Origin of the sequence: Aquipuribacter hungaricus (genome assembly GCF_037860755.1) — a bacterium.
Lineage (GTDB): Bacteria > Actinomycetota > Actinomycetes > Actinomycetales > JBBAYJ01 > Aquipuribacter > Aquipuribacter hungaricus.
On sequence record NZ_JBBEOI010000008.1, the window covers coordinates 22,272 to 48,088 of the forward strand.

The window sequence follows — 25,817 nt, forward strand, 5'->3', positions numbered from 1 at the left end:
GTTCCTCCTGGGGGCTCCCCTTGATGCTCGAGAACCCTCCGTGCGGGAGCGTCTCGTGCATGACACGTGGAACACCGTGGGGGGCGAGCAACTCGCCGCCACCCGCTTCCGGCTGCCCGACGATGACCACCACGACGCGATCGCGGCCACAATCCTCCTTGAGCTCCTCGACAAGGGGTATGAGCACGACAGGGACGAGGCCTTCCGGCTCACGGAACCGCTGATCGCGTTGGCGTTGGATTCAGCGCGCACTGAGAACGCTGCGCTCACTGGACTCGCAGGCGAGCTCCTGACACTCGCCTCGATGGTCCGGCTGCACCCCGCCTCGGCCCAGGACTTCCTCGACGCCTGGCAAGGCTGGCGCAGGTCTAGCCGAGACTTCCAGCTCGGCTCTACAGGGATCGAGGTGAAGACGACCACGACCAGCGCCAGCCGTCACCACATCCAAGGGTGGTACCAGGTGGAGTGCGGGGTGGCCGCCGACGGGACCGTCGAGACAGACCTGCACCTGCTCTCGATCGGCATCCGATGGCTCCCGATGGACAGTCCGGGTGCGTCGATCGAGTCGCTCGTGAAGGAGGTTTCCAGCGCGTTGCCCGCACCGCGCCGACCGGGCTTCATCGGGGCCGTGCGGGGGTACGGCGGGGTGGGCTTCGCAATCGACGAGGACGGCACAGCCGGTCAGGTGTCACTTCGACGGCCGTTCATCTCCACCTACGAACGCCTGTACGACCTCCGGGACGATCGGATTCGATTGCCGACCGCAGCCGACTTCGCCCGCTTTACCGACCTCGTGTCCGATACCGTGAGTTTCGAGATCGAACTGCACGAGCGGGTACGGGGTGACCGGAACCCAGTCGTGGGCCTTGGTGCGGCTCTCTCGGCCCTCCTAGCGCGGCCTGGATAGCTCGAAGTCAAATGCGATCACTGACCAGACCTGGCAGTGGTTGCAAGTGATGCAAAGTCGGGTGTCCGGGGAGGGGACCTCATCACCGGACACAGCGTGCCACCGTGCCCCGGCTCGTCGATGGGTGCTATCTGCCGCCATATGTGCAGCCCGTCGTGGGACACCAAGTTCGAAATCCCGCCCCGGCGCGAGTCAACACACTCCGGGGGCGTCATTTCCGCGTCGCTTTGCGGGTGACCGGGGAACGACCGACGCGCGGTTGACGCTGCGTTCGCCCGCCACAAGCTCGCCTGTTTTATCGACGCTGCTGGTGGCCCTGATGGGCCAGACGGCGGGCTTGGGCGGGGTCTGCTGACGGTGGACCTGCATTGATGCTAAGCATGGCGGATGACTGTGCCAGTGCATCTGCCGGAGAACCACCGTGTCCGCCTGGACTGGTTCGCCAGCCGTGCGGGTCAGACGACCTACTTCCCGGAGCAGCTGCCCGACGGGTCGTTTTTGGTCAGTCGGCCGAAGGGTATTTTCAAGCCGCAAGGCTTCGAGCACGCAGTGAGCGTCCGTATCAACCTACACAGCCCCTACAAGGACGGAAGGTTCGGAGCCGCTCGGACGGCAGCTGGTATTTTGACTATCATCAGGAGAACCCAGACCCGGACCAGCGCGACACCGCGTACACCAACCGGGCACTTGTCGCCTGCATGAAAGATTCCGTGCCTGTGGGTGTTCTTCGCGAGCGAAGTGTCTCGAAAGGCAGACGTCCCGAGTACGACGTCCTCGGTCTGGCGGTGCCGGTTGACTGGAGAGATGGTTACTTCTTCTTCGAGAGCGTGACCGGATCCGCCGGGCCGCGGGGGGACACCGCCGGGCAGGTGCTGACGGCGTCCGCTGAGGACGAGTTCTCCGCCCAGCTGATCGAAACGTCCCCACCCGAGGACGACTACGACGCCCGTCGTCGCGTATACCGGCAGATCGTGGCCCGGCGCGGCCAGGTGAGTTTTCGGCGGGAACTGCTCGATGCTTATCAAGCGCGATGCGCGATCACGGGCTCATCTACGACGATGGTCTTGGAGGCAGCCCACCTTCGACCCTATCGAGGTCCCCGCTCGAACTCGGTCTCGAACGGTCTACTCTTGAGGAGCGATCTGCACACGCTTCTCGACCTTCAATTGCTTGCTTTTGACCCGACGTCAAGAAGGGTGCTCTTGTCGAGGGTTCTGTCCGGTGGGGACTACGCAGACCTGGCGGGCCGTGCCATGCGAGAGCCGACCAAGCCCCACCAGCGACCAGCCGACGACGTGCTGGCAGCGGTGCATGCGGCATTCCAGCACGCGGAGGGGCGACGCTAGCGAGTCCGTACGTCCTCGCTGTCAGACCGGTGGGCGCACACGTGCTCATTGCCCCAGCCTTGGCACAGGAGTCCGCGGCTTGTCAGGTTGAACCGCGTGGACGGGGCAAGGCGACGTGAAGACAAACGTTCAGCCAATCTGCCGTTGAGGCCACCCGGAGGCCAGTTCACCGGATAGCGTCTGCCGGAACGACCAAGGGGGGTTGTGTCGGCGGCCACCGCAAGAGTCCTTTCGCTGTTCCAAGTTGACGACAGAGAGGTGGAGGCTGTGATGCGCGGGGACTATCGGCGTTGGAACGCTGCTGTTGCGGACGTCCTGTACCCCGAGCTGACGGAGACGAGCCCCGCATACCTCGACATCGAGAGCGACGCGCTGGGCAAGATGGCAGCCGACGTCGGCTGTCCTCCCGAGCGAGCCCGGGAGGCGCTCGTCGAAGCGGTTCGTGAAGCGGCCATTCCCGACGGCCGCTGCGATCTCCGAGGGCTCGCACGCGAGCTCGCTCGTTGGCGCCGTGACGACCGGCTCGGCCCCCCACCGGTGCTGGGCTTCCTCGCCGTGACCGTCATGGCCGCTGAAGAGATGGGCCGCAGCGACGGGGACCTCCCTTCCCATGCCTACTACGCCCGGCTTGCACGGATCTTCGGGCTGCCGGACGCGGACGAGGGTCTAAAGACCCACTACAGGAGTTATGCGGAGGAGTTCTGGTCAGCCGTCAACGGGTGGCTAGAACGACTGGACGGTCGACGCGGCCTACCGACCGCCTACGCCCTGAGCCATCGGTACGTCAGTCTTCCGATCTCTCAGGCGCTGGTGAACCGCGGGGACAGGGCCCGCCTGCCGCTCGTCTTCGACGACTTGGGTCTCGCCGCCGGGATGCAGTTGTCGACCTCTGACATCGAGCGCCACCTCGAGCAGTACCTCGCCTCTTCGCACCCGAGTCTGTCGGCGGCGTTCCGCCGGCTCTGGGCGAGGCCGGCCAGCAAGGAGCGGCTTGCGTCACTCGTGTCGGTAGAGCTGGCGCACTGGGATGGCACGCTTCCCGGGACCTCCGAAATCAGGGCCCAGGGTCGTCGTGCCGTTCTCGTAGTCGACGTCCGGCGACACTTTCGTGGCACCTCCGTCGACATCGGTATGGCCATGAGGACCGCCAGCGACTTCGACGGCAAGGCCACGGCCCTGGCGGAGGACGCCTCCTGGGTGCCAGTGACCCTGGTCCCCGCGACGGCCGGGCTCTGGCGGACGATGTCCGGTGCTGGCATCGACGTCGCTTCGTTGCTGGACTCGATCGTCCGCCTCCGGGCTGACGGGGAGGTCGAGTTCATCCACCGCCCACGGAGCATCGTCCCTCTCGTGTATGACGAGCTCCAAGCCTCGTTCGTCGAGCAGGAGCGGGCGCAGCTGGCCGCTGACTCCGTGCTGCTCGTTCGCACCGAGGGTGGCAGTCGCGTGCTGGACAGGGTCCGACGCGTGCTCGACAGCTGTGCACGCCCAGGGTGGGACGTCGTCGAGGGCACGGGCGTCCCGTCTGGCTGGGTCCTGGTCGAGGGTGTCCAGCTGTTCGCGACACCAGCCGATGGAGCGCCGCAGGAGCTGGTGCCGATGTCCAGCACCCAGCTCACGCTCGCGGGCGGCGTCAGGATTCCTTCCCGGGTGCGGAAGTGGGTCGTCTCGGCTCCGCCAGAGGCCAGGGCGGTGGCCGAGGACGCGGGTGAGCTGCACGTCGTGCTTCGAGAACGGGACTCGCAGGCCGAGGTCCACCGCTGGGCCGGCGAAGGGGGGGTCCTGGTCGCTCCCCTCGGGGAGGCCGGGCTTGAGCAAGGCGACTTCGATCTAGAGCTTTACACAGCGCGCAAGAGTGCCCCTGTCCAGAGGGTGTCGGTGCGGCTTCGATCGGCAGACGAGCCAGACGCGAGCTTCGAGGACGTGGCGACGCTCGTCTACAGCACCGGTTCGACAGCGGCGGGCGCGTTGTCCGCGACGCCGTTCGACGAGGAGTCGGACACCGTTTACGTCGACGGGTCGGTGGCTGCTGGGGCCATCGATCTAGGTCTCGAGCCCCTGGTAGCACCGCGGGGCGCGCCATGGACGGCCCGTGAGAGCGCGGTGCTTGCGCGCCCGGTCGTGCGGCTCGGGTCCGTCGACCCCACGTCGTGCGTCGTCACCGGAGCACACCGGTTCGAGCTCCCTCCCTTTCACGGTGGCCGGGCGCAGCGCTACGTGGAGGGCGAGTGCTCCTCCTGCGGGCTCGTGAAGCGGTGGCCCGGATGGCTGCGTCGGGGCCAGGCTCACCAAGCGCCCGCTCGTCTTGCCGAAGGGGTCAGCGTGGCCGACCTGCCACCGGCGAGCATCGACAGGGTCTACGACTGGCCGGCGGCCCTCGGGGCGTTGGGCCACCTCGGGGGAGGCGGCATCCGGCAGCTCGAGGCGGTCGCCACCCAGCTGGAGGGCACTCCTCTGTTCGTCGGGCAGTTCATCCGGGCCATCGAGGCGCTGGGGCATGTCGACATCCAGCGCGACAGCCGGCTCGTGCCCGTCAGCTGGGCGGTGGCGGCGACCGCGGTGGCCGAGGACTCGACTGGTCGGTGGCACCTCACTGGTTATTGGCCGGACATCCTCGTCCACGAGGTCGGTGTGGCGGCGGCAGCGACCGGGGGGTTGCTGATCTTCCTAGAGCGGGGTGAGGACCCCGGCGGGTGGGTGCTCACCGGCCTGTCCGAGAAGGCGCTGAGGCAGGTTCTACCGGAGGACGTGAGCGTTGTGCCCGACGCCGGTACGGCGGTTGCCAACACGCTCCCCCCGCTGAGCCAGGTAGCGGCCGCTCTGGACAAGATTCCGATGCCGGGGTACGACGAGGCGTTCCGGTTCGACGTCCCGGCGGCCTCTTGGGTGCTGGTGCACGACACGAGCGGTCCGGGTGCCTACCGGTTGCGGCGCGGCTACGAGACGGTCGACGTGTTCCGCGACGAGGCAGATGCGCGGGCGGGGACGGCCAGCAGGGTGGACGTCTACCTGGCCAAGCACCTCGCCGCCAACCTGGAGGGCACCGTCCTCTTCGCGCACCTACGTGAGGCGGAGCAGCTCGTTCTCCCGCGCGGGTGCCATCTCCCCGGGCTTTATGGCCGCTCGGTCGCACTCGCGTCTGGCGCGCTGGGTGTCGAGTCCCGCTTGAGCAGCGGCAACCGCCGCTACTGCCACCGGTACGCCGACGTGCCCGCCGGGCTCGCCGACCGCCTCGCGACCGTCATGAGCAACTAGGAGACCCATGGACCAGCCGCTGACACCGATGGGCCTCGCGCAGGACCTGCGTGACGCCTACCTCCGGTACTTCGACACGGCGTTCTGGCTCGCAGACGAGTCGTTGATGCGCGAGCGTCGTGATCTGCTGGAGGCCCCCGGGGCGCTGGTAGGCGAGACGATGATCGAGCCGGTGGTGCCCTACCCCGGGACGGAAGACTTCTCACAGGCCTTGGACCTGGTCGGTGCAAGCCGCCGGACCGGTGCAGCCGTGGCCAAGGCGTTGTTCCCGTGGGAAGAGCGGCTCGAGCACCTCAAGCTCCGTTATCACCAGGCGGTCGCGCTACGAGGCAGCCTGAAGGACGGTGCCGCTGATGGCCGCAACGTCGTGATCACCTCTGGAACGGGCTCCGGGAAGACGGAGTCGTTCCTGCTCCCGATCTTGCTGCGGCTCGCTGAAGAGGCGACCACCTGGACTTCTCAGCCATCCCAGGACGAGTGGTGGGCCTCGTCCGATCCTCAGTGGCGGCCAGCGCGGCACGGGGAGACGAGGCCGCCGGCAATGAGAGCCATGGTCCTGTACCCGACCAACGCCCTGGTCGAGGACCAGATGACCCGCCTGCGCCGGGCGGTGGGCGTGCTCCGCACAGAGCTCGGGCAGCCGCTGTGGTTCGGCCGGTACACGAGCGGAACGATGGGCACGGGAGCGACTCCCTCACGGGCCGCGGCCCGCGAGGTCGGGGCTGACATCCGAGCACTCGCCGCCGAACGCGTGAGCCTTGAAGCAGCACGCTCGGAGAGCATCGACCTGAGCCAGTTCGTCGACCCCCGCGGCGGTGAGGTGCTGACCCGCTGGGACATGATCGCCCACGCACCGGACGTGCTGGTCACCAACTACTCGATGCTCAACACCGTCATGATGCGTGGGTTCGAGGCGCCCATGTTCGAGCAGACTCGCAGGTACCTGGCGGACGACCCGGCCCGAACGTTCACCCTCGTCGTCGATGAGCTCCACCTCTACCGGGGCACGCAGGGGAGCGAGGTGGCGATGATCGTCCGCTCGTTGCTGCGCCGGTTGGGCCTTGCTCCCGACTCGCCCCAGATCCGGGTCATGGCTACCTCCGCCTCGCTAGAGGCCGACACGAAGGGCCTCGCCTACCTCGAGCAGTTCTTCGGTCTGCCGCGGGAGTCATTCGTCGTCGAACCTGGCAGGCCGCGGCCGCTGCCCGAGCGGCCGTCGCTGGACCGGGAAGCGGTCCGGAACGGGACTGCGTCCCCCGCGACCGTGTCCGCCGCCGTAGCCGCAGCCTGCTCCGACGCCGGTCGACTCCGCGCCACCAGCCCTGCTGCGTTGGCCGCCCGGCTCTTCGGTGATGAGGATGACGGCGCCGAGCTGTTCGCTCACGCCCTGCGGATCCTCGCGGCTGCCGGGAGCGAGGACACGGCTGAGCTCGTCCCCCTGCGCGGACATGTCTTCGTCAGGAGTCCGCGGGGGCTGTGGGCCTGCTCGAACCCTCATTGTTCCGGGGCACCCGCCGACAGGTCTGCGGCCGTGGGGCGCTTGTTCTCCGCGCCGACCTCCTCGTGCTCGGACTGCGGCTCGCGCGTGCTGGAGCTGCTCTACTGCTACGAGTGCGGTGACGCCAGCCTCGGTGGCTTCGTGCTGGGCCCGGTGGGCGATGACCTGCTTATCGGACCGGGGCCGGTGGACGAGAAGCAGGCGGGCAAGCAGGTCTTCCAGCGTTCCAGCACGGAGTACGTCTGGTACCGGCCTGGGCTGCTCCCTACCGGCGAGACCTGGACGAGGGAGGGCGTGACCCTCGCTTTCGCACCCGTGACCTTCGACCCGGTTCTGGGACACGTCCAGCGTGGCGGGGCGGCCGCAACCGGCCTGGCGCTCGTGCACTCCGGTGCCACTGAGGGCGACCGCATCCCGTCGCTGCCGACCCGCTGCCCCGCCTGCCGGTTCGACTCACCGGCACAGAGCCGCAACGGTGCCAAGTTCCGCGACGGGCAGGTGCGCTCGCCGATCCGGGCTCACACCTCCGGCCTTGGAGCGACAACACAACTGTTCCTCTCCCAGCTGGTCCGGTCGTTGGCCGCAGGCAAGGCAGGCCGTGCCGCTGTCGAGGACAGCCGTACGATCGTTTTCACCGACAGCCGTGACGACGCCGCCCGCACCGCCGCGGGCGTGGCGCTGAACCACCACCGCGACGTCGTCCGGCAGCTGCTCAGGCGCTCGGTCCTGGACCAGGACGACCCGCTAAAGGGGCTCGACACGATGGACGTGCTCGAGGCCGCGTCCAAGGGGCTGGTGGAAGCGTTCATCGCGCGGCAGAAGCAGCGCGGCGGGCTGGCGTTGGACGCCTCGGACGAGGCGGCTCTCAGTGCTGCTGGGGAGCTGCTGGGCCTAGACCCGGCCGTGCCCTTGTCGGGTGTCATCGACCGGGTGGCAGAGGAGCTGGTCGCGCTGGGCATGAACCCGGCCGGCCCGAACCCGTACGAGCAGTACCTCGAGGCCGAGAGGGCCACACCTTGGTTCCGGGCGTTCGCTCCACCGCGGCCAGGGCTGTGGGAGACGCCCCCCATCCACACGGGGCGGGAGCGACTGCTCAGCAGCCTTCGCCAGGCGGTGACTGACGCCGTCTTCGACCGCGCTCGGCGTGACCTCGAATCGGTGGGCATCGCTTACGCGGTTGCGAAGGGGTGGCGGCCTGTCGAGGGGCCGATGTCACCCGAAGAGCAGGAGCAACTGCTCGGATCGGTCCTCCGGCTGCTGGGGCTCCGGGGCCGTTGGGAAGGTTCGCGCCGCGGTGGGGTGGAGCCGCAGGCCGCCGTCCCCGCGTTCGTGCGCCGCTACGTGGAGCGGTCCGTCGGCACAGCCGAGGAGGTGCTGGAGCAACTGGAACGCCTCATGGCCGGGGCGGAGGTCAACCGCGCGGTCTCGGGCTGGCTGCTGCGGCCGGCCGCGCTCGACACCACCCTCGCGCTGCAGCCCGCGGGTGGGCGCCGCTGGCGCTGCAGGAACTGCCGGTTCGTGCATCTCCAACCCAGCCTCGGGACATGCGTGAACCCGCAGTGCCATGGCAGGGACTTGGAGGCGCTGGACGGCGCGCCCGAGGTCGACTACTACGCGTGGCTCGCCGGCGAGGAGCCCCGCCGACTCGCAATCGCAGAGCTCACAGGACAGACGAAGCCGCTCGCGTTGCAGCGAGACCGCCAGAGATGGTTCAAGGGAGCACTGACCCTGTCCGAGAACGAGCTCACCCACGAGCTTGACGTCCTGTCGGTGACGACGACCATGGAGGTGGGCGTCGACATCGGCACCCTGCGCGCCACCATGATGGCGAACATGCCGCCGCAGCGGTTCAACTATCAGCAACGGGTGGGTCGGGCCGGTCGCGCGGGGCAGGCGCTGAGCTTTGCCGTGACGATCTGCAGGGACCGGACGCACGACGAGTACTACTTCGGCAGGACCAGCCGCATCACGGGGGACGTCCCCCCTCAACCGTTCCTCGACCTTGCCCGTCGGCGGATCGTGCAGCGGGTGGTCGCCGCGCTGTGCCTTCGCGCCGCTTTCCTTTCCCTGCCGACGGCCGACCGGCCCCGGTGGACCGGGGCGAGCAACCACGGGACCTTCGGCCAGCTGGTTGACTGGTCGACCGTCGCTCCGGCCGTCCGGGCCTGGCTGGCGCACGACCCGGAGGTCGAGGACATCGTGGTCCGGCTCAGCCATGGGACCGAGCTCACGGAAGCGGACACCCGCGGCATCACGAGCTGGGTCCGTGAAGAGCTGGTAGACCAGGTCACGGCGGTGGTCAGTTCGGAGCAGGGAACGGTAGACACCGAACTGAGCGCGGCACTCGCCCGCAACGGCATCCTGCCGATGTTCGGTTTCCCCACGCGCGTCCGCCAGCTGTGGGACGCCCCGATCCGATCCAAGCAGTGGCTCGAAGAGAGGGTGGTCGCCGACCGGCCCCTTCACATGGCCGTGTCCTCGTTCGCGCCGGGCGCGCAAGTTGTCAAGGATGGTTTGGTGCACGTGGTCGACGGGTTCGTCGCCTATCGGCCCAAAGGCAAGGCCGTCGAGGCGGTCAACCCTCTCGGACCCGGTCATCCTCTCTCGCGCTGTCCGTCGTGCGGGCGGAGCGAGCTGCGTCAGACCACGTCTTGCCCGGAGTGCCACGCCGAGATGGACTCACTCGTCCTCTATGAGCCGCGCGGGTTCAAGACTGACTACAAGGCGCGTCCGTTCGACGACGTGGTGGACCTGTCGTCGTCAGCCGGGATGCCGGTGCTGAGCCCACCGACCCGACCGCACGCGACCGTGCAGCTGCCCCACGCGGACCTCGCCGTGTTCGAGCAGAGCCGGCTCGTGACGATCAACGACGGCAATGGCCGCGGCTTCGAGATGGTGCCGTCGCAGCATGGTGGGTTGGAGGCCCGGCCCGGGCGCCCGGGTGCGGCTGAGGTGAGCGTGATCGGAGAGGTCCGAGTCACCGACGCGCTGGTGGTCACCCCAGCGCGCCTCGACCTCCCCACAGGCGCTGTCGCGCTGTACGACAGTTCCCAACCGGCTGGTCGAGCCTGCTACACCTCCTTGGCCGAGGTCATTCGCCGGGGAGCGCAGTCCTTGCTGGACCTGGACCCGTCAGAGCTCACCGTCGGCCTGTTGCCCAGGCGCGTTCCGGTCATCGGTGCTGCGGAGCCAGACGTGCAGGCCCAGGTCGCGGCCGCGGTGTTCCTGGCTGACACGGCGGAGAACGGCGCGGGCTACGCGGTGGAGCTCGGTGAGGAAGCAACGTTCCGTAAGCTCATCGAGACCACTTTCGACGATCTCACCGAGCGCTGGGAGGGTGATGGTGGGCACTCTGCGAGGTGCGAGGTGTCCTGCCCGGACTGCCTGCGTTCCTACGACAACAGCCGGCAGCACCCGAGCTTGGACTGGCGTCTGGCCCTCGACATGCTGGAGGTGCTTGGTGGGCGACAACTTTCCCTTGCGCGTTCGCTGCGGGCCGGGGAGCGCGGAGTGGCCGCGGCAGCCAAGGAGCTTGGCTGCACGTTCGAGGAGGTTCACGGGGTGTGGATGCTCGCTCGCGGACAAAGCGCTGTCCTGCTGTCGCACCCGCTGTGGCGTACCGACGAGCGCTACCTCGACGAGGTGCAAGCCGAAGCGCACGTGGTCGCCGAGTCGCGGTACGGCCGGGTGAGTTGGGTGGATGCCAGGTCGTTCCGTCTCAACCCGCTCGTGGCATGGCCGTTCCTACAGTGACCATCACGGTTCCCGAGCCTGCGGCTCGACCTCTCGCCAAGATGTCACCGTCGAGGGTGAGCGAGGTCGAGGCCTGTCCTCGCAAGGTCGGGTACGGCCAGGACCCCGTCTTTCGGGGCCTGCGGAGAGGAACGCCGTCGTCAGCGTTGGGGCAGGTGGTGCATGCCGTCCTCACCACGGAACCCGGCGACAGCTTTGAGGAGTCGTGGCGGTCGGCTGAAGCGACGGCACTCGATCGCTTGCGGCGGGCTTGGTCGCCCGCCACCCCTCCCGCCCCACATCGGTGGCCGGGCTGGGCGCTCGCCAGGGCCAGGGCCAGAGCGCGTTGGATGCCGATCACAGCGCGACGCGGGGGTGGTGAGGCTGGTGACGTCAGGGTGGGCGCTCCACCCCTGCCCTGGGTTGAGCGACGCCTCGACCACCCCGACCTGCCGCTTTTTGGCCAGCCGGATGTTGTGGAGCAGATCGACGGCGAGCTGCTGGTCCGTGACTACAAGACCGGCAAGGTGGATGCAGGGCCCGGAGGCAGCAGCTGGCGGCAGTTGCTCCTGTACTGCGCACTGGTCGAGGCCGTTCTTGGTCGACTGCCCGACGTCATGGTGATCGACACGCTGGGCGCTCGACATCGCGCTGATGTCCACAGGCCGGCTGTCGACGACACGGTTGCGGCCGCCCTGGCTCTGCGGGCCTCGTACAACGCGTCAGTTGGGGACGGTCCGGTCGCGGGGGCTCCAGGACCCGAAACTTGTCGCTTTTGCCCTTTCCGCCTTGTGTGTGAACCGTTCCTGTCCACGGTGCAGGCCGACTGGGGCGTCGGGTTGCCGCTCGTGGGGACGGTCGACGCCGTCGACGAAGCGGTGACCCTTCGACTGGAATGGCCAAGCTGGTCTAGAGGTCAGCTTGTGACGCTCATCGGTCTCCCCTTCCCCGACGGTGTCGCGCGCGGGCAGAGATGGGGTGTGCTGGGAGCTGCACCCCGAGGTGCCGCCGCCGTGGCCGGCTGGAGCAGCGTCGTGCACCGCTGGTCGTGAGCCCAGACCAACGACCAGCCCCAGGGCGCTGACCCCCGACCGAAGTCGCCGTGACCACGGAGGTGCGCCAGGTCAGCCTGGGACGGCCGGCGCACGCACGATCGGTGAACGTTCCAAGGCGGCTGAACGGCTGGAGGTCCCACGAAGCGCCAGTGGGCATAAGTCCGGCGTAGCTTGTCGAAGTGAGCGAACGCTGGCCTCGACGTGCGCCGCAGTCACCCAGGATCACGAAAAGTGCGGTCCGCAGACAAGCATGAACGGTCGCATCCAAGACGGGAGCCAGAATGAGTCACCTTGTCGCCTATTACGACGAGAAGCCGGTTGAACTCAAGGGTCAGGTCGAACTACAGCAGATGCCGATCGTCTCCGCCTCAGCCTTGCGCTCAGCCGAAGGCGTTATCCGAACCTCACTCGTCTACGTTTGTGTGCCTAAAGAGACTGGCCCCTTCCTAGTTCCGTTCGGCGAGTTCGACGATTCGTCGCTGCGTGACCGCTACAACGAGGCGATCCGAATCATGAACACACTCGGGGCGTCCTCCATCATCTGCGAGACCTTCCGCGAGGTGGTCGCCCGTCGCGGTTTGCGCGCTCGGGTGTTCACGCGTGGCGGCGTTGAGCCGGTCCAGCAGCGGATCGGCAACACGGGGTTCGACTTTCGGCACAGCGGTGCAGGAAGCACGCCACGTGATCCGCGGCCACTCCGTTGGCCGAACGAGTCTGGCTTCGCTGCCGCAGTCAGCAGCGTGCTGGAGAACGGGGCAAGCGAGGTCAGTTTGAACATCAAGAACAACCGGATCTACTCCCTCGAGGGGGAGTTGGGAATGAAACTAAAGAAGATTGGGTTTGACCTCGGCGCCGGGACTCAGCACTCTGGGGCCACGAGCCTTCACATCCGCGCAGAGTTTCCTGCCGCCCGACGTACGTGGAGATAATCAGTTGTGCACGAAAGTCGTGACGGGGTGTCGGCAACGGGTCTATGCGCAGGTCCGTACCCCGTCGTAGGCTGGGTGTCCGATAGGGGGGTTCGCGGCATGACGCCGTCCCGGTCCATATCTGGCGGTTGCGTGCAGTGACGCTTCGAGGCCGTGCTCGATCGTGATTGCACAGCCCGATTGACTAGCTTAGGCGTCTGGCAAACCTCTAGGGGCTGTCGGCCACCCGTCGGGCGTGCGTGTCCAGAGCGGCGACATGCGCCCGGCGTCCACTTAGGGCTGATCGCCCGGACCGCAGAGGCCCCCGTCGGCGATGTCAATGACGGCCTCATTCATTGACCCCATAACGCACGTCTGCGGAAATGTCTCCCGCGAGCAGTCCGTTAACTGCTTGGTTCGACCATCTCTCCTGACGTGCGCTCGCCGGCCGGGGCACATGGAGCGCCTCGTAGAGGCCGAATCTATTCAAGTCGACCACGGTGCCCATCGCCACCCCGTAGCTTGCGGCCGCGATGACTGAGCCACGATAGAACAGGTACGCCATGGAATATGGCAGCAGAGTGATCAGAGCCCAGCTGCCGGAGTTCCACAAGAATGCGACGGCGGCCAGGCTGGCGAGTTGGCAAACGAAGCTTAGCCGCACGGCGAGGTCGAGCAGCGTGCGCTGGTCATTTAGGTATGCGATGTGGGCCGGGGGTGCCACGAGAGCCACGTGCGGCAGCACTCTGGGTGCGTCCAGCCCATAAGACGACCCAACTGTTGTCTCGTAGTGACGCAGGACGTTGCCCAATCGCGTGGGCATTAGGAGGTCCGCCCGCCGAGGCATGTAATTCAGCAACCGTTGAGACTCAGCAATTTCGATGGCCTGGCGCAGACTGGGCTGCTCGCTCTCAGTGCCGCTTTCGAACATCTCCTGCAGCCGCATGCGCCGCTTGCGATGGAACTCGGTGCGCGCCTCTCTCAACGCGACGGCGGGGCGAGATACCCCCCAGTACCCTTCGAACAACTGCACCAGCGTGAACTGCAGTGGATGAAATAAGAGACCGAGGGCGACTGAAGCTGCGAGTAGTGCGGCAACGCCGCCCACGTCTAACTGCAGGATGGACGCTAGGCCTGCGTGCCAGTCCGGTGGCGACGTGGGTGCACCCGTGCCGGTGAGAAATACAAGCCAGAACATTAGAAGAGCCGACGGCACCAGACTGATGACGTTGAAGTAACCGCCAATCGTCCGAGTAACCTCCGATGCGAACTGGTCCACCGAGGCCATTGCTACGACCGCCGGCGGCGGCGATTCTCACAACTAGAGCACTGCATGCCAGGGGCGGGGACCTGCTTCTTCCCGCAGCTAGCGCAGACTGAGCCGCGACCAGGGTTGTGCCCCGGGGGCTGCAGCGGGGGCCCGATGGTGGACCTCACGACACCAGCACCTGGAGGCCTAACGATGAACACGGCCCCTCCTTGCTGCAGCGCAGGAGAGGAAGCATGTCGACTATCGGGCTGAAGCACAAGACGCCGGGACACGCCGAGATGGATGGAGGGGCTCGCCCCACCCCCTGAGAGGCTCTAAGGGTGTCTGCCGCCGACGCTCCACCGGACGCAGCGCTCGGCGGTCCTGGGGGCGCAGCGCGCCTCCCGTCGCGAATCTGGGCGTGGCCCGCAGTGTTCGTCTTCGTACTAGCGGTCGCTGGTCGGCTGCAGGGTCCGTACGGTGCCGCCCTGGGAGGCTTGGCGGCGTTCTGGACTGTGGTCCTTCTGTTTGGTCGAGACGTCGTTGCCCGACGGGCCCTGCTAGCGCTGTCCGCACTATGTGTGGTTGCAGCAGCTTGCGTTGTCTACGGAGAAGCGGTGGGGATCCCACAACTCAGTACCGAGCCGCTGCGGCCTCCGCCCTCTGTCTCCACCAGTACTCCTTGAGGGCCTTCGGTCCCAAGTTGGCGTGACCTCGGACCGGCTCAACGTTCGTACCACCATGGCAAGAGGCCAGCGCGCGGCATCATCCGCGACTGACCGCCTGGGCCCTGTATCCGCCTTGGGTAAGTGAAGGCAGATGTAACCGGGCCCCCGTCGGTGGTGCACAGGGGACACGGTCGTCGGCCTCGTTGTGGACGACCGCCGCGCGACCCCGCGCAGCGGTCAGGCTGATCGAGGAGGTGGGCAGCATGGAGCAGAACATGATCGGGGCGCGGGGCGTGAGCCCGTCGGTGAAGCGGATTCCGACGGGTCCGACGTCACCGGAGGACCGGCTCTGGACGGTGCACGACGTGTCGGCGTTCCTGGGCGTGCCGGTGTCGACGCTGTACCAGTGGCGGGTGCAAAGCCGGGGTCCGGCCTGCCGGCGGATGGGTCGGCACCTGCGGTACCGGCCGGAGGACGTGCGGGAGTGGGTTGCGGGGCTGGGTGATGCCCGGGTGGCCTGGTGAGCGCCCGGAGGCTCACGATTGGGGAGCACGGCACCATCGGCTTCCGGGAGCGTCCCGGGGGTGGCTTCACGGCCGCGACGTACTACCGGGACCTCCGCGGGCTGCGCCGTCGCCTCGAGGCGTCCGCACCCTCGAAGTCGGTGGCCCGGCGTCGGCTGCTGGCGCGGTTCGAGGAGACGATGCGCCTCGGTGGCTCGGCCGGTTTCGACCCGCGCACGACGCTCAAGGACGTGGCCGAGGAGTGGCACGCGGGCATCGTCGAGCGGGTCGATGCGGGACGCCGGTCGCCGACGACGGCAGCGCTCTACCGGCACGCGTTGAACCGGCACCTGCTGCCCGAGCTGGGGGCGCTGCGGCTGTCGGAGCTGACGACCGCCCGGCTGGACTACTGGTTGCACGACGTCCGTCGCCGGAAGGGCCACTCGACGGCGAAGCTGTGCCGGTCGGTGCTGTCCGGCGTCTGCGGGTACGCCGCGCGCCGAGACGCGATGCGGGTCAACCCGGTCCGAGACGTGTCACCGCTGGAGAGCGACCTCGGCGAGCCGGCGCGGGCGCTGACGAAGGCCGAGGCGGTGGAGTGGCTGGCGCTGTTGGAGGGCGACGAGTACGCGCGTCGGATGGACTTACCGGACTTCGTGCGCTTCCTGCTCGGGACGGGGCTGCGGATCGGGGAGGCGGTCGGGGCCCGCTGGGACGACGTCGACCTCGACCGAGGGACGTTGTCGGTGCAGCGGACTATCGTCCGGGTGGCCGGCGCAGGGCTCGTCGCGCGCAAGCCCAAGAGCCGCGCCGGGGTGAGGGTGCTCGGTCTTCCCGGTTGGCTCGTCGACCTGCTCCGTGAGCGGCAGGTGTCGGCCCGCTCCGTCGAGGAGCCGCTGTTCCCGGACGCGTTGGGTGGCTACCGGGACCGGAACAACGTCGAGGCCGCATTCCGCGCGGTGCGGTCCGGGACGGCGTTCGAGTGGGTGGTGCCGCACACGTACCGCAAGACGGTCGCGACGTGGATGGACGCGGAGGCCTGAGCGCGCGGACGATCGCGGACCAGCTGGGGCACTCGCGCATCTCGATGACGCAGGACGTCTACATGGGCCGGCGCGCCGTCGACGCGTCTGCGGCGAGGGTGCTCCAGGCGGTCGAGCTACCTCCTCGGATCGCTGCGAAGGAGTCGGCGTGACCGCGTCAGGGCCGCGTGACCGCATGGTGACGGCCGGGTCCAGCCGAGGTGGGAGGAGAGGGCCAGTATGGCCCCTGACCTGCGATAATGGTGGGCCCCGTGGGGCTCGAACCCACAACCCGCGGATTAAAAGTCCGCTGCTCTACCGATTGAGCTAGAGGCCCGACAGTGCGCAGGCCACCGACAGGGAAGGACCAGTCAGGACTGCGCGCGCCTGACGAGGCTAGCGTCGTGGGTACCGGAGCGCTCCGGGCCCCACCGGTCCGCAGCCAGCCTGGAGCGCGCGACGTCCGGCTCTCCGCTCGTGACACCCCAGCCCCAGGCCGTGACGGGCCGAGCGGTACGAGGTTCAGAACCGAGTGGTCGCCCGGGTGCGGTACTCGAGCGAGCGGATCAGCTGGTCACGCACCCAGTCGTCGCCCTCCACCTGTGCTGCAGCGGTCCAGCCTGCGAGGCCTGCCGGCTCAGCGTGCCGGCCGAGCAGGTCGCAGTAGAGGTCGTCGACCCGGCGGGCGGTCGCCTCGTGCGAGTCCCAGACGCCGAGGACGGCGGCGCGACGGCCCTGCGACCGGACGACGCCGACCCAGCCCTGCAGCCCGCTCGGCTCGACGTCCCGGCCGAGGACCTTCCGGTAGAGGTCGCTGACGAACGCCTCGTCGTTGCCGCCCGCCCTGAGGTAGAACTCGTGGCTGCCGAGCAGGTCGACCGGGAGGTCCTCGAGCCGCACACGCCCGCGCTCCGCCTCGGTGCGCCAGCCGACGAGCCCCACCTGGTCGACGTCGCGGCCGAATGCGAACCGGTACGCGTCGTTGATCTCGCGGTGGCGGTACTCGGTGCTGGTCGTGATGCCGGCCGTCATGGCCGTCGGGTCGCCGCCGTCCCGCAGCACGAGCTCGGTCCAGCTCTGCAGCCCGCCGGCGTCCGGGGCCCGCCCGAGCAGGTGCGCGTAGAGGGCGGCGACGTGCGCCCTGACCGGGGCTGCCTGCGGGGGATGGATGACGGTCGTCGGCAGCGGGCGCCCGGCCGGGTCCGTGAAGACGTACCCACGAGACGCGTAGCTGTCGATGATCTGCGGCAGGGCTGCGACGGTATTCGAGCGGTTGCTCGTCACCTGCGCCTCGGGTTCCGGTGAGGCCTTGCCGTCGTGCAGCAGGACGATCGGGTGCTCGTGGGTGCTGACGGACCGCGTGACGATGGCCTGGGTGGAGGCACTGGTCGTCGTCGCCGCCTGGGCGGCGTCCTCGCCGGAGACGGTCCAGTGGGCGATCGTCAGGCCGCGGTCGCGCGTGATCTCCGAGGTGAGGGCTGTGCTGTGCCAGCCTCCGGGGCCGCGGAAGAAGCACGGCGAGACGCCGGTGACCGCGCGGATGGTGTCGGTCGTCCGCGTGATCTCGTCGATCTGCACCGCGACCGGCAGGGCATCGAACCTCCCGTACACCGCTGCCCCGGGCACGGCCTGCGGGTGCGACCAGGTGTGGTTCGCGATGACGTGGCCCTCACGGACGATCCGGCGGGCGATGTCAGGGTGAGCCTGGACCGCGGCCCCGGTCACGAAGAAGACCCCCCGCACGCCGCGGGCGCCCAGCGCGTCCAGGACGGCCGGGGTGTGCAGGGACGGACCGTCGTCGAAGGTCAGGGACACCGTCCGGGCAGAGGTCGCAGGCGACGTCACGAGCTTCTGGCCCGCGCTGGCGGGGCAGCTGCTCGCGGCAGCGCTCGCCACCGGTGCTCCGCCGGGGCCGACCGGGAGGGTCGGCGCGACGAGTGCGAGGGCGAAGGCGCCGACGGCCAGAGCCAGGACGTGCGGGCGGAGGGCATGCGGTGCGCGTCGACGGCCGGAGAGCATGGTCTCTCGTCGGCTCCTGGCACCGGCTCGCTGAGCGACGTGAGCGCGCGTGGCCCGGATGGATGCACGCGGTCCGTCGTGGCTGGAGGGGGCGCCTGCACCGGCGTCGGTGGACCGCGAGAATGACCTCGTGGGCGGCGACTGGACCGACGAGCGCAGTCGCATCGTCGCCGCCCAGGCCGCGGCCGCCGAGCGCGCTGCGGCCAAGGAGGCGGCGCAGGCGCAGGTGCTCATCGACGCCTTCGTCGCCGAGGCAGCGCGTCGAGGCATCGAGCCGCACCCGCTGCTGGCGCCCGGGAAGGACCTGCGTCGCCGTCGCTACCGCACCGGCCTCGTCGGCTGGTACCTGTCGCGGGACGAGCGCGTGGCCGTGGACACCGACGGGCGGTACTACGTGCTGCGCGCGCAGGGCACCCTGCGTGAGCGGCTGACCGGGGCGCAGGTCGAGCCGATGGACCCGCCTCTGGTGGTGGGCCGGGGCGCGCGGGACGGCGAGTCGATCGACCTGCAGCGGCTGCTGAACCGTCGGCTCGGCGACCCGGAGTGACCGGTCCGTAGAGGTACGGATCGCACGACGACGCTGGGGCCGGTCAGCGCACGGACGCCGGCAGCGGCTCGACCCGAGCGGCCCACGCCCGGAGCGTCGCGTCGGCCCCGGTGCGGCACGCCACGAGCGCGCAGGCGATGGCGCAGGTGGTGTCCCGGTCGCCCAGGCCGGCGACGGTGCGCCAGAACGTCGCCTCCAGGTCGTCGGCGGACTGCACCAGCGACCACAGGACGAACGGCACGGTGTCCCACGCGGACCCCTCGCGCCCGGTGCCCAGCACCGACGCGGCGTGCGCGATGCTCGCCGGGTCGTCGCCGACGGCGCCTCGCTCGACCAGGTCGACGACTGAGCGGACGCCGTCCTGGACCTTGCCGGGCGGGCAGACCGACTGGGCCGCGTCGAGCAGCACCCGCCATGACGGCAGCGGCCCGCCGCGGGAGCCGGCGAGCATCGAGGCGACGGCTGCCACCGCGGCGGCGCCGGTCCGACCTTCCTGCTGGTGATGGGTGACGGCGGCCTGCTGCGCGGCGAGCGCGCCGGCCCGGTCGGGGTCGCCGGCGTGCCAGGCGCCGACGACCGCCGCCCGCATGGCGGCGCCGTTGCCGTACGACCCGGCGCCGAACAGCGTCGCCGACTCGTGCCGCCAGTCCGCGCCGTGCCGGACCGCCCACAGCAGCTCGCGGGAGCCGTGCCCGTAGCCGCGGTCCATGTCCATGCTCCGCGCCAGGTGCTGCACGAGCGCGTCCTGCGGCAGGTCGCCGTCGTACCGCTCGAGCACCGCGACCACGCTGGCCGACTGGAGCGTGTCATCGGTCCACCGCAGGCCGCCGGCGGGCACGTCGGGCAGGCGGCGCTCCTGGATCCTGCGGGACGCCACCTCCGGGGGACCGAAGTACCGCTCGCCGTGGGCGTCGCCGATCGCGCAGCCGAGAAGAGCCTCCATCGCCCTGCCACGAGGGTCGACGACGACGGGAGCCGCGAGGCCCGGGCCACCGCGAGTGCAGGGCGCGCCGGTAGTGCCCGTCGAGTCGGTTGCGCCCGTTGCGCCCGTTGCGCCCGTTGCGCCCGTCGAGCCGGTCGCGCCGGTCGACCCGGCGCCGCGGTCACGCGCGTGGCCGGTCGTGCTGTCGTCGGTCACCGGTCGATCATGGCCGCCCGGGCCGCTGAAGGGGCTCGGCCGGAGGAGCGAACCGCTCGCGCGCCTACGCTCGCCGCCGTGACGACGGAGGCAGCCGGACCGGGCGTCGCCGACCTCCTCGCCCGGCTCCCCGTCGGGCACTCCGAGGTGCGCTACCGCGGCCGCCGGTGGTCCGTGACGCGGACGGTGCAGCAGCACGGGCGCGTCGAGAAGCTGTGGGCCGAAGAGCTCGGCGGGCGGGGCGTGGTCAGCGCGAACCTGTACCGGGGGGCGACCGGCGACCGGTTCCGGCCCTGCGAGATGCCCGCCGCGGTCGTGCTCGACTTCCTCACCGGGTGGTCGCCGACGGACTGACTCACCGCCCGGTCGGCCCACCGACGGCGCGTGTCCTGGACGCGCCCCGCACGCCGTGCGACCGTCGGGACGTGACGATGACCGACGAGGCAGCACGCCAGGGCTCGACCTGTGTCGGGTGCGGCAACCCGGTGCCCACCGCCGGGGCCTGCGACGCCGGTTGTCCGCCGGAGCCCGCCGTGCAGGGTCCGCCCGCCACGCAGGACTGACGCCCGGGCCGAGCAGCGCCCATGCCACGGCCGCCGTGACGAGGACCGAGCTCTCCTGACGGGGCCGCAGGTGTCACCGGACGCCTGGCCGGCGACCGGCGCCGCCCTGGATTGCGGCCGCCCGTCCGCCGACGGAGGGTGAGACGTGCCAGACGTCTCCGCCCGCGACCGCCCAGCGGCCGACAGCCCCGACCGCGACAGCCACGACGACGGCAGACCTGGTGGCGGCAGTCCCGGCGACGGGAGCGACGGCAGCCCCGACCCGCGCCGCTGGCGCGCGCTCGCCGTCACGCTGCTCGCGGGCTTCATCGTGCTCTTGGACGTCACCATCGTCGCCGTGGCGCTGCCGTCGCTCCAGCGGGACCTCGACGCGAGCGCCTCGCAGGTGCAGTGGGTGGTGTCCGGCTACACCCTGACCTCCGCGCTCATGCTCGTCACCGGCGGGCGGATGGGCGACGCCTGGGGTCGTAAGCGGATGTTCGTCGTCTCGCTGGCCGCGTTCGTCGCGTGCAGCGCGCTCGCCGGCCTGGCGCCCAGCGTGGAGTGGCTCGTCGCCGCCCGGCTGCTCCAGGGCGTCGCGGGCGGCGCGCTCACCCCACAGAGCAGCGGGCTCATCCAGCAGATGTTCTCGCGCGCCGAGCGGGGCCGTGCCTTCGGCATGTTCGGCGCCACGGTCGGCCTGGCCACCGCGCTCGGGCCGGTGGTCGGCGGCGGGATCCTGGCCGTGGCCTCCGGCGAGGACGGCTGGCGCTGGATCTTCTACGTCAACGTGCCCGTGGGGGTGCTCGCCCTGGTGCTGGCCATGCGGCTGCTGCCCCGCGACACCCAGCGAGGCGGGCTGCGGCTCGACGTGGTCGGCACGCTGCTGCTCGGGCTGGCGACGTTCGCGGCGCTGCTGCCCCTGGTGACCGCCGAGGACGGCGGGCTGCATCGGCTGTGGTGGCTGTTCGCCGTGGCGGCGGTCCTCGGGGTGGCGTTCGTCCGGTGGGAGCACCGCGTCGTCGCCCGGGGCGGGGCGCCGCTGCTCGACCCGCGCCTGGTGAGCAGCACCCCCGGCTACGCGGCCGGCGTCGCGCTCATCAGCGTGTACTTCGTCGGGTTCAGCGGCGTGTTCCTCGTCCTCGCCCTGTTCTTCCAGACCGGCCTGGACTACACGCCGCTGGCCTCGGGGCTCGCTGTGACGCCGTTCTCGATCGGCGCGGCGGTGTCGGCGGTGGTCGCCGGGCGGCTGGTGGGCCGGTTCGGCCGGACGCTGACGGTGCTCGGCCTGGCCGGCGTCGCCACCGGGTTCGGGGCGACCGGTCTGCTGCTCATGCTCGCGCCGGCGTCCCAGGCGGGGTGGTGGGCGGCGCCCGCGCTGCTGCTCGCCGGGCTCGGCGGCGGGTTCGTCATCTCGCCCAACACGACCATGACCCTGTCGTCGGTGCCGGTCGAGGCGGGCGGGGTGGCCAGCGGCACCCTGCAGACCGGGCAGCGGGTCGGCGGGGCGATCGGCACCGCGCTGCTGCCCGGCGTGTTCTACCTGGTGCTCGCCGAGGACAACGCGCCGCACGCCGTCGCGGTCGCCCTCGGCGGCGCCACGGCCGTCGTCCTCGTCGCGCTCGTCGTCGCTGTCCTCGACCGGCGGGCGGGCCGGCGCCGTGACGAGGCGACCCGGACGGAGGACGAGGAGCCGGTCGCCGCCGGGCGCGGCTGAGCCTGGCCGGACCTGGATGCCGCCGGGCGCGGCTGAGCCCGGCCGGGCCCCACCAGCGGAGGGCCCACCGAGAGCGAAGGCCCGCTCAGCCCGGCGCGACCACCCGCAGCAGGTGCTCCGGCAAGAGCGGCGTCGGCACGCCGAGCCGGTCGGCTGGCACGTGGTCGAGCAGGCGGCGCCACGACTCGCAGCGGTGGGCTTGCGCCAGCCGCAGCGCCGCGCCGACGAGCCGGTGCAGGTGCGGCCCGCCCCACGCGTCGAGGTAGGGCGCGACCAAACGACGGACGTACGGGTCGTCGGCGGAGGGGCCGTCGGGCCACGTCCCGGTCGCCATCGCCAGCGGCACCTGGAGCACGGCGAACGGGTGCGACCAGAACGCGTCGCCGACGTCGAAGCACACCGGCCCGCGCGGGCCGCGGGCGACGTTCCACGGGTTGAGGTCGTCGTGCTGGAACGTGCTCGGCAGCCCGGCGCCTGCCAGCTCGTCGCACCAGCCGCGGACCGCAGGCAGGCCGTCGCGCACCGCCCGCCAGCCGTCGGCGTCCAGGTGCTGCGGGTCGCCCGGCGGCAGGGCGGCGAGCCGGTCGGCGAGGGCCTCCACCCAGCCCGGGAGCTCCTCCACCGTCAGCGACGGCAGCCCCGCCGCCCGCAGCCGGTCACCGGCCCCGGCCAGGCGCTGCTGCACCCCGGCGTGGTGGGCGAGCAGGCCGGCGAGCTCCGCCTCGGAGATGTCCCGGTCGCCGCGGGGACGCACCGCGCCGGCGTCGGGCAGCAGGAAGCGGCCGCGGGGGGCGTCGACGGCCAGCGGCGCCGGGAAGTCGTCCGGCGCCAGCGCCGCCAGGGCGGCGAGCACGGGCCCCTCGAACGCTTGGCCGGGGTTGCACTCCTTGGCCCAGACGGTGCCGGTCGTGCTGGGGTAGCGGCGCACGGCCGACCAGAACCGGGTCTTGACCTCGGTGCCGGGGCCGGTCAGCGCGGCGCCGCGGTCGGCGAGGACCTCGGCGACCCAGGCGTCGGTCTCCTGCTGCCAGGCGCGGCCCTGCCACCGGGCGAGCAGGTCCTCCACGGCGGCAGGCTAGGCGCGCGCCACCGACCGGGGCACCCGTACGGCGGGCCGACGGCGGGCGCCGGGGGGACCCGCGCCCTCGGGCACCAGCAGGCTGCTGCGGGGCGGGCCGACGGGCACGAGCGTCTCGTCCAGGTCGGCGCGAAGGGTGGTGAGCGCGTCGAGCAGGTAGTTCTGCCGCACCTGCCAGGGACGGCGGTCGCCCTGGCGCGGGAACGCGTGCACCGAGCGCTGCACGTACCCCGCGGCCAGGTCGAGCAGCGGTCTCGGTGACAGCCCGGGCGCGGCGACCGGCACCACGGCCGCGGCGTCGTGCCGGTCGGCCCAGCGCAGCACCTTGACGACGAGCCGGTGCGTGAGGTCGGCGCGCAGGGTCCACGAGGCGTTGGTGTAGCCGATGCAGACCGCGAAGCTCGGCACCCCGGTGACCATCGCTCCGTTCCACACGTACTGCTGCGACAGGTCGACCTCGGTGCCGTCGACCCGGGGACGCAGCCCGCCGAAGGCGCGCAGCCGCAGCCCCGTGGCCGTGACCAGCACGTCCGCCTCGACCAGCCGGCCGGACTGCGTGAGCACGCCCTCGGGCACCACGCGCTCGATCCGGTCGGTGACCATCGTCGCCCGGCCGTCCCGGACCACCCGGAACAGGTCCCCGCCGGGGCTGGAGCACAGCCGCTGGTCCCAGGGGTCGTAGGCCGGCGTGAAGTGCTCGGCGACCAGGGCGGGGTCGCCGAGCGCACGGGTCGCGAACCGGGTGAGCAGGCGGCGTGCGGCCTGGGGGCGGCGCCGGCAGTACTGGTAGAAGCCGGTGGTGGTGGCGATGTTCTTGGCCCGGACCAGCCGGTGCGCCAGGCCGGCCGGCAGCACCGCCTGCAGCCGCTGGGCGGTGCGGTCGCGGCTCGGCACAGCACCCACCCACGTGGGGGAGCGCTGGAGCATGGTGACGTGCGCGGCGGCACCGTCGCCGCGCAGCAGGGCCGGCACCAGGGTGACCGCGGTGGCGCCCGAGCCGACGACGACCACCCGGGCGCCGGCGTGGTCGAGGTCCGCGGGCCAGGACTGCGGGTGCACGACCCGGCCGGCGAAGCTGTCGACGCCGGGCAGCTGCGGGTCGTGCGGGCTGTCGTAGTCGTAGTACCCGGCGCAGCTGTAGAGGAAGCCGCACGTCATCCGGTGCGTCGCCCCGCTGCGGGGGTCCTCGACGGTGAGGGTCCAGCGCGCGTCGGCGGTGCTGAAGTCGGCGCCGACGACCTTCGAGGAGTACCGGACGTGCTCCCCGACGCCGGTCTCGGCGGCGGTCGCGCGGATGTAGTCGAGGATCGCGGGCCCGTTGGCGAGCGCCTTGCCGTCCGGGTCGCGCCACGGCCGGAACGAGTAGCCGAGGGTCGCCATGTCGGAGTCGGAGCGGACGCCGGGGTAGCGGAACAGGTCCCACGTGCCGCCCAGGTCCTCGCGTGCCTCCAGCACCGCGTACGTCGTCCCGGGCCGCCCGGTCTGCAGCCGGTAGCCGGCCCCCACCCCCGACAGGCCCGCCCCGACGACGACCACGTCGACGTGCTCGAGCCCGCGGTCCTCGTCGCCCCCGGAGCCGTCCTCCGGGCCGGCATCCCCGTCCTGGCGCACGTCCGCGCCCCCCGTCGTCACCACGGCACCACGATGCCTCCTCTGTCCGGTCGCCCGCCGCCCGGGGTGGGCGGGGCACGCCCGGGAGGGACGGGCCACGATGGGCACCCCGCCCGCCCCGAGAGGACCCGCCGATGCCGCTGCCCCCGTTCGAGTTCGCCGGTGCGCGCGCCGTGCTCACCGGTGCCGCCAGCGGCATGGGGGAGCAGATGGCCTACCAGCTGGCCGCGCGCGGCACCGCCCTGGTCCTCGTCGACCGGGACGCCGACCGGCTCGCGGCCGTCGCCGGCCGCATCCGGCAGGAGCACCCGGACCTGGAGGTGCGGACCGAGGTGGTGGACCTCGCCGACGCCGCGGCGGTCGACGCCCTGGTCGAGCGGGTCGTCGCGGCCGTGCCGTCGGTCGAGCTGCTGGTCAACAACGCCGGGGTCGCGCTCGGCGGGGCGTTCCTCGACCTCACCGCCGAGGAGTTCGACTGGGTGCAGGCGATCAACTTCCGCGCGCCGGTCGCGCTGTGCCGGGGCTTCCTCGCCTCCGGTGCGCTGGGCCCGGGCGGGCACGTGGTCAACGTGTCGAGCCTGTTCGGGCTCATCGGCCCGCCCGGTCAGTCGGCGTACTCCGCGTCAAAGTTCGCGCTGCGCGGGTTCAGCGAGGTGCTGCGGCACGAGCTCGCCCCGCTCGGCACCGGCGTCACGGTGGTCCACCCCGGCGGCATCCGGACCCGGATCGCCGAGAGCGCCCGCGTCGCGGCGAGCGCCGAGCCCGAGGAGGCCGAGCGCGGGAAGGCGGCCTTCGAGAAGCTGCTCACGTACCCGGCGGACAGGGCGGCGACGGTGATCCTCGACGCCGTGCAGCGGCGCCGGGGGCGCGTGCTCGTCGCGTTCTCCGCGGTCGCGCCCGACCTGCTCGCCCGGCTCGCGCCGTCCCGCTACATGCGCGTCCTCGCGCTGCTCACCCCCCGCGCGGCCCGCCAGGCCGGCGGCCTCGGCCGCGCCCGGGCACGCCGGTGAGCGCCGACGGCC

The 25,817-nt window shown here is 70.9% G+C and carries 18 protein-coding genes and 1 tRNA gene; 13 read left to right on the forward strand and 6 right to left on the reverse strand.

Annotated features, from left to right (window positions below):
- Window positions 1–40: 40 nt before the first annotated feature.
- The 6 genes from WCS02_RS02850 to WCS02_RS02875 all read left to right on the forward strand — a co-directional run bounded on the left by WCS02_RS02850 (window position 41) and on the right by WCS02_RS02875 (window position 12,722).
- Entirely contained in the window at window positions 41–907 is an 867-nt protein-coding gene (locus WCS02_RS02850) for a PD-(D/E)XK motif protein (RefSeq protein WP_340289456.1), read from the forward strand.
- Window positions 908–1,605: 698 nt separating this feature from the next.
- Window positions 1,606–2,253: an HNH endonuclease gene (locus tag WCS02_RS02855; RefSeq protein ID WP_340289459.1), complete on the forward strand. Its 648-nt coding sequence runs from the start codon at window positions 1,606–1,608 to the stop codon at window positions 2,251–2,253.
- Between the two features lie 204 nt (window positions 2,254–2,457).
- Window positions 2,458–5,508: a hypothetical protein gene (locus tag WCS02_RS02860; protein WP_340289462.1), complete on the forward strand. Its 3,051-nt coding sequence runs from the start codon at window positions 2,458–2,460 to the stop codon at window positions 5,506–5,508.
- A gap of 7 nt (window positions 5,509–5,515) precedes the next feature.
- Window positions 5,516–10,759, forward strand: coding sequence for a DEAD/DEAH box helicase (locus WCS02_RS02865; protein ID WP_340289465.1), 5,244 nt, complete (start codon window positions 5,516–5,518; stop codon window positions 10,757–10,759).
- A 41-nt stretch (window positions 10,760–10,800) separates the two neighbouring features.
- Window positions 10,801–11,790: a PD-(D/E)XK nuclease family protein gene (locus WCS02_RS02870; RefSeq protein WP_340289507.1), complete on the forward strand. Its 990-nt coding sequence runs from the start codon at window positions 10,801–10,803 to the stop codon at window positions 11,788–11,790.
- A gap of 284 nt (window positions 11,791–12,074) precedes the next feature.
- Window positions 12,075–12,722, forward strand: a complete 648-nt coding sequence (locus WCS02_RS02875; RefSeq protein ID WP_340289468.1) for a hypothetical protein — start codon at window positions 12,075–12,077, stop codon at window positions 12,720–12,722.
- Window positions 12,723–13,050: 328 nt separating this feature from the next.
- Here the strand turns inward: WCS02_RS02875 and WCS02_RS02880 are convergent, their stop codons facing one another.
- On the reverse strand, window positions 13,051–13,980 hold the full coding sequence (locus tag WCS02_RS02880) for a hypothetical protein (protein ID WP_340289471.1): 930 nt from the start codon (window positions 13,978–13,980) through the stop codon (window positions 13,051–13,053).
- Between the two features lie 901 nt (window positions 13,981–14,881).
- Between WCS02_RS02880 and WCS02_RS02885 the strand changes: the two genes are divergently transcribed.
- Genes WCS02_RS02885 through WCS02_RS02895 form a run of 3 tightly spaced genes read left to right on the forward strand, consistent with a single transcriptional unit; the run spans window position 14,882 to window position 16,316 of the window.
- The gene (locus tag WCS02_RS02885) at window positions 14,882–15,142 is read left to right on the forward strand and encodes a helix-turn-helix transcriptional regulator (protein ID WP_340289474.1); all 261 of its coding nucleotides are present in this window, start codon (window positions 14,882–14,884) and stop codon (window positions 15,140–15,142) included.
- Window positions 15,139–16,164, forward strand: a complete 1,026-nt coding sequence (locus WCS02_RS02890) for a site-specific integrase (RefSeq protein WP_340289477.1) — start codon at window positions 15,139–15,141, stop codon at window positions 16,162–16,164. Before WCS02_RS02885 ends, WCS02_RS02890 begins: the two co-directional genes overlap by 4 nt.
- The gene (locus WCS02_RS02895; RefSeq protein WP_340289480.1) at window positions 16,143–16,316 is read left to right on the forward strand and encodes a hypothetical protein; all 174 of its coding nucleotides are present in this window, start codon (window positions 16,143–16,145) and stop codon (window positions 16,314–16,316) included. The genes WCS02_RS02890 and WCS02_RS02895 overlap by 22 nt, the downstream gene beginning before the upstream one ends.
- Before the next feature lie 88 nt (window positions 16,317–16,404).
- Here the strand turns inward: WCS02_RS02895 and WCS02_RS02900 are convergent.
- Window positions 16,405–16,480, reverse strand: a tRNA-Lys gene (locus WCS02_RS02900).
- 185 nt (window positions 16,481–16,665) lie between these two features.
- On the reverse strand, window positions 16,666–18,039 hold the full coding sequence (locus WCS02_RS02905) for a polysaccharide deacetylase family protein (protein WP_340289483.1): 1,374 nt from the start codon (window positions 18,037–18,039) through the stop codon (window positions 16,666–16,668).
- A 232-nt stretch (window positions 18,040–18,271) separates the two neighbouring features.
- Here WCS02_RS02905 and WCS02_RS02910 point away from each other — a divergent pair, with 232 nt between their 5' ends.
- Window positions 18,272–18,709, forward strand: a complete 438-nt coding sequence (locus tag WCS02_RS02910; protein ID WP_340289486.1) for a hypothetical protein — start codon at window positions 18,272–18,274, stop codon at window positions 18,707–18,709.
- A 43-nt stretch (window positions 18,710–18,752) separates the two neighbouring features.
- Here the strand turns inward: WCS02_RS02910 and WCS02_RS02915 are convergent, their stop codons facing one another.
- Entirely contained in the window at window positions 18,753–19,652 is a 900-nt protein-coding gene (locus tag WCS02_RS02915; protein WP_340289489.1) for an ADP-ribosylglycohydrolase family protein, read from the reverse strand.
- Window positions 19,653–19,925: 273 nt separating this feature from the next.
- Here WCS02_RS02915 and WCS02_RS02920 point away from each other — a divergent pair, with 273 nt between their 5' ends.
- Window positions 19,926–20,201: a peptide methionine sulfoxide reductase gene (locus WCS02_RS02920; RefSeq protein ID WP_340289492.1), complete on the forward strand. Its 276-nt coding sequence runs from the start codon at window positions 19,926–19,928 to the stop codon at window positions 20,199–20,201.
- A 354-nt stretch (window positions 20,202–20,555) separates the two neighbouring features.
- A complete protein-coding gene (locus WCS02_RS02925) occupies window positions 20,556–22,106 on the forward strand; it encodes an MFS transporter (RefSeq protein WP_340289495.1) in 1,551 nt (516 codons plus the stop codon).
- An 85-nt stretch (window positions 22,107–22,191) separates the two neighbouring features.
- Here the strand turns inward: WCS02_RS02925 and WCS02_RS02930 are convergent, their stop codons facing one another.
- Complete coding sequence (locus WCS02_RS02930) at window positions 22,192–23,172, reverse strand: aminoglycoside phosphotransferase family protein (RefSeq protein ID WP_340289498.1); 981 nt, start codon at window positions 23,170–23,172, stop codon at window positions 22,192–22,194.
- A 9-nt stretch (window positions 23,173–23,181) separates the two neighbouring features.
- Entirely contained in the window at window positions 23,182–24,819 is a 1,638-nt protein-coding gene (locus WCS02_RS02935) for a flavin-containing monooxygenase (RefSeq protein WP_340289501.1), read from the reverse strand.
- Between the two features lie 110 nt (window positions 24,820–24,929).
- Here WCS02_RS02935 and WCS02_RS02940 point away from each other — a divergent pair, with 110 nt between their 5' ends.
- Window positions 24,930–25,805 (forward strand): SDR family NAD(P)-dependent oxidoreductase, encoded by an 876-nt coding sequence (locus tag WCS02_RS02940; protein ID WP_340289504.1) that lies wholly within the window; start codon window positions 24,930–24,932, stop codon window positions 25,803–25,805.
- Window positions 25,806–25,817 lie beyond the last annotated feature (12 nt).

Bases quoted from the DNA above. Each gene is read 5' to 3' on its own strand.
- WCS02_RS02855 (WP_340289459.1), top strand. From the start codon at position 1,606: ATGAAAGATTCCGTGCCTGTGGGTGTTCTTCGCGAGCGAAGTGTCTCG.
- WCS02_RS02865 (WP_340289465.1), top strand. From the start codon at position 5,516: ATGGACCAGCCGCTGACACCGATGGGCCTCGCGCAGGACCTGCGTGAC.
- WCS02_RS02870 (WP_340289507.1), top strand. From the start codon at position 10,801: ATGTCACCGTCGAGGGTGAGCGAGGTCGAGGCCTGTCCTCGCAAGGTC.
- WCS02_RS02875 (WP_340289468.1), top strand. From the start codon at position 12,075: ATGAGTCACCTTGTCGCCTATTACGACGAGAAGCCGGTTGAACTCAAG.
- WCS02_RS02885 (WP_340289474.1), top strand. From the start codon at position 14,882: ATGGAGCAGAACATGATCGGGGCGCGGGGCGTGAGCCCGTCGGTGAAG.
- WCS02_RS02915 (WP_340289489.1), bottom strand. From the start codon at position 19,652: ATGGAGGCTCTTCTCGGCTGCGCGATCGGCGACGCCCACGGCGAGCGG.
- WCS02_RS02940 (WP_340289504.1), top strand. From the start codon at position 24,930: ATGCCGCTGCCCCCGTTCGAGTTCGCCGGTGCGCGCGCCGTGCTCACC.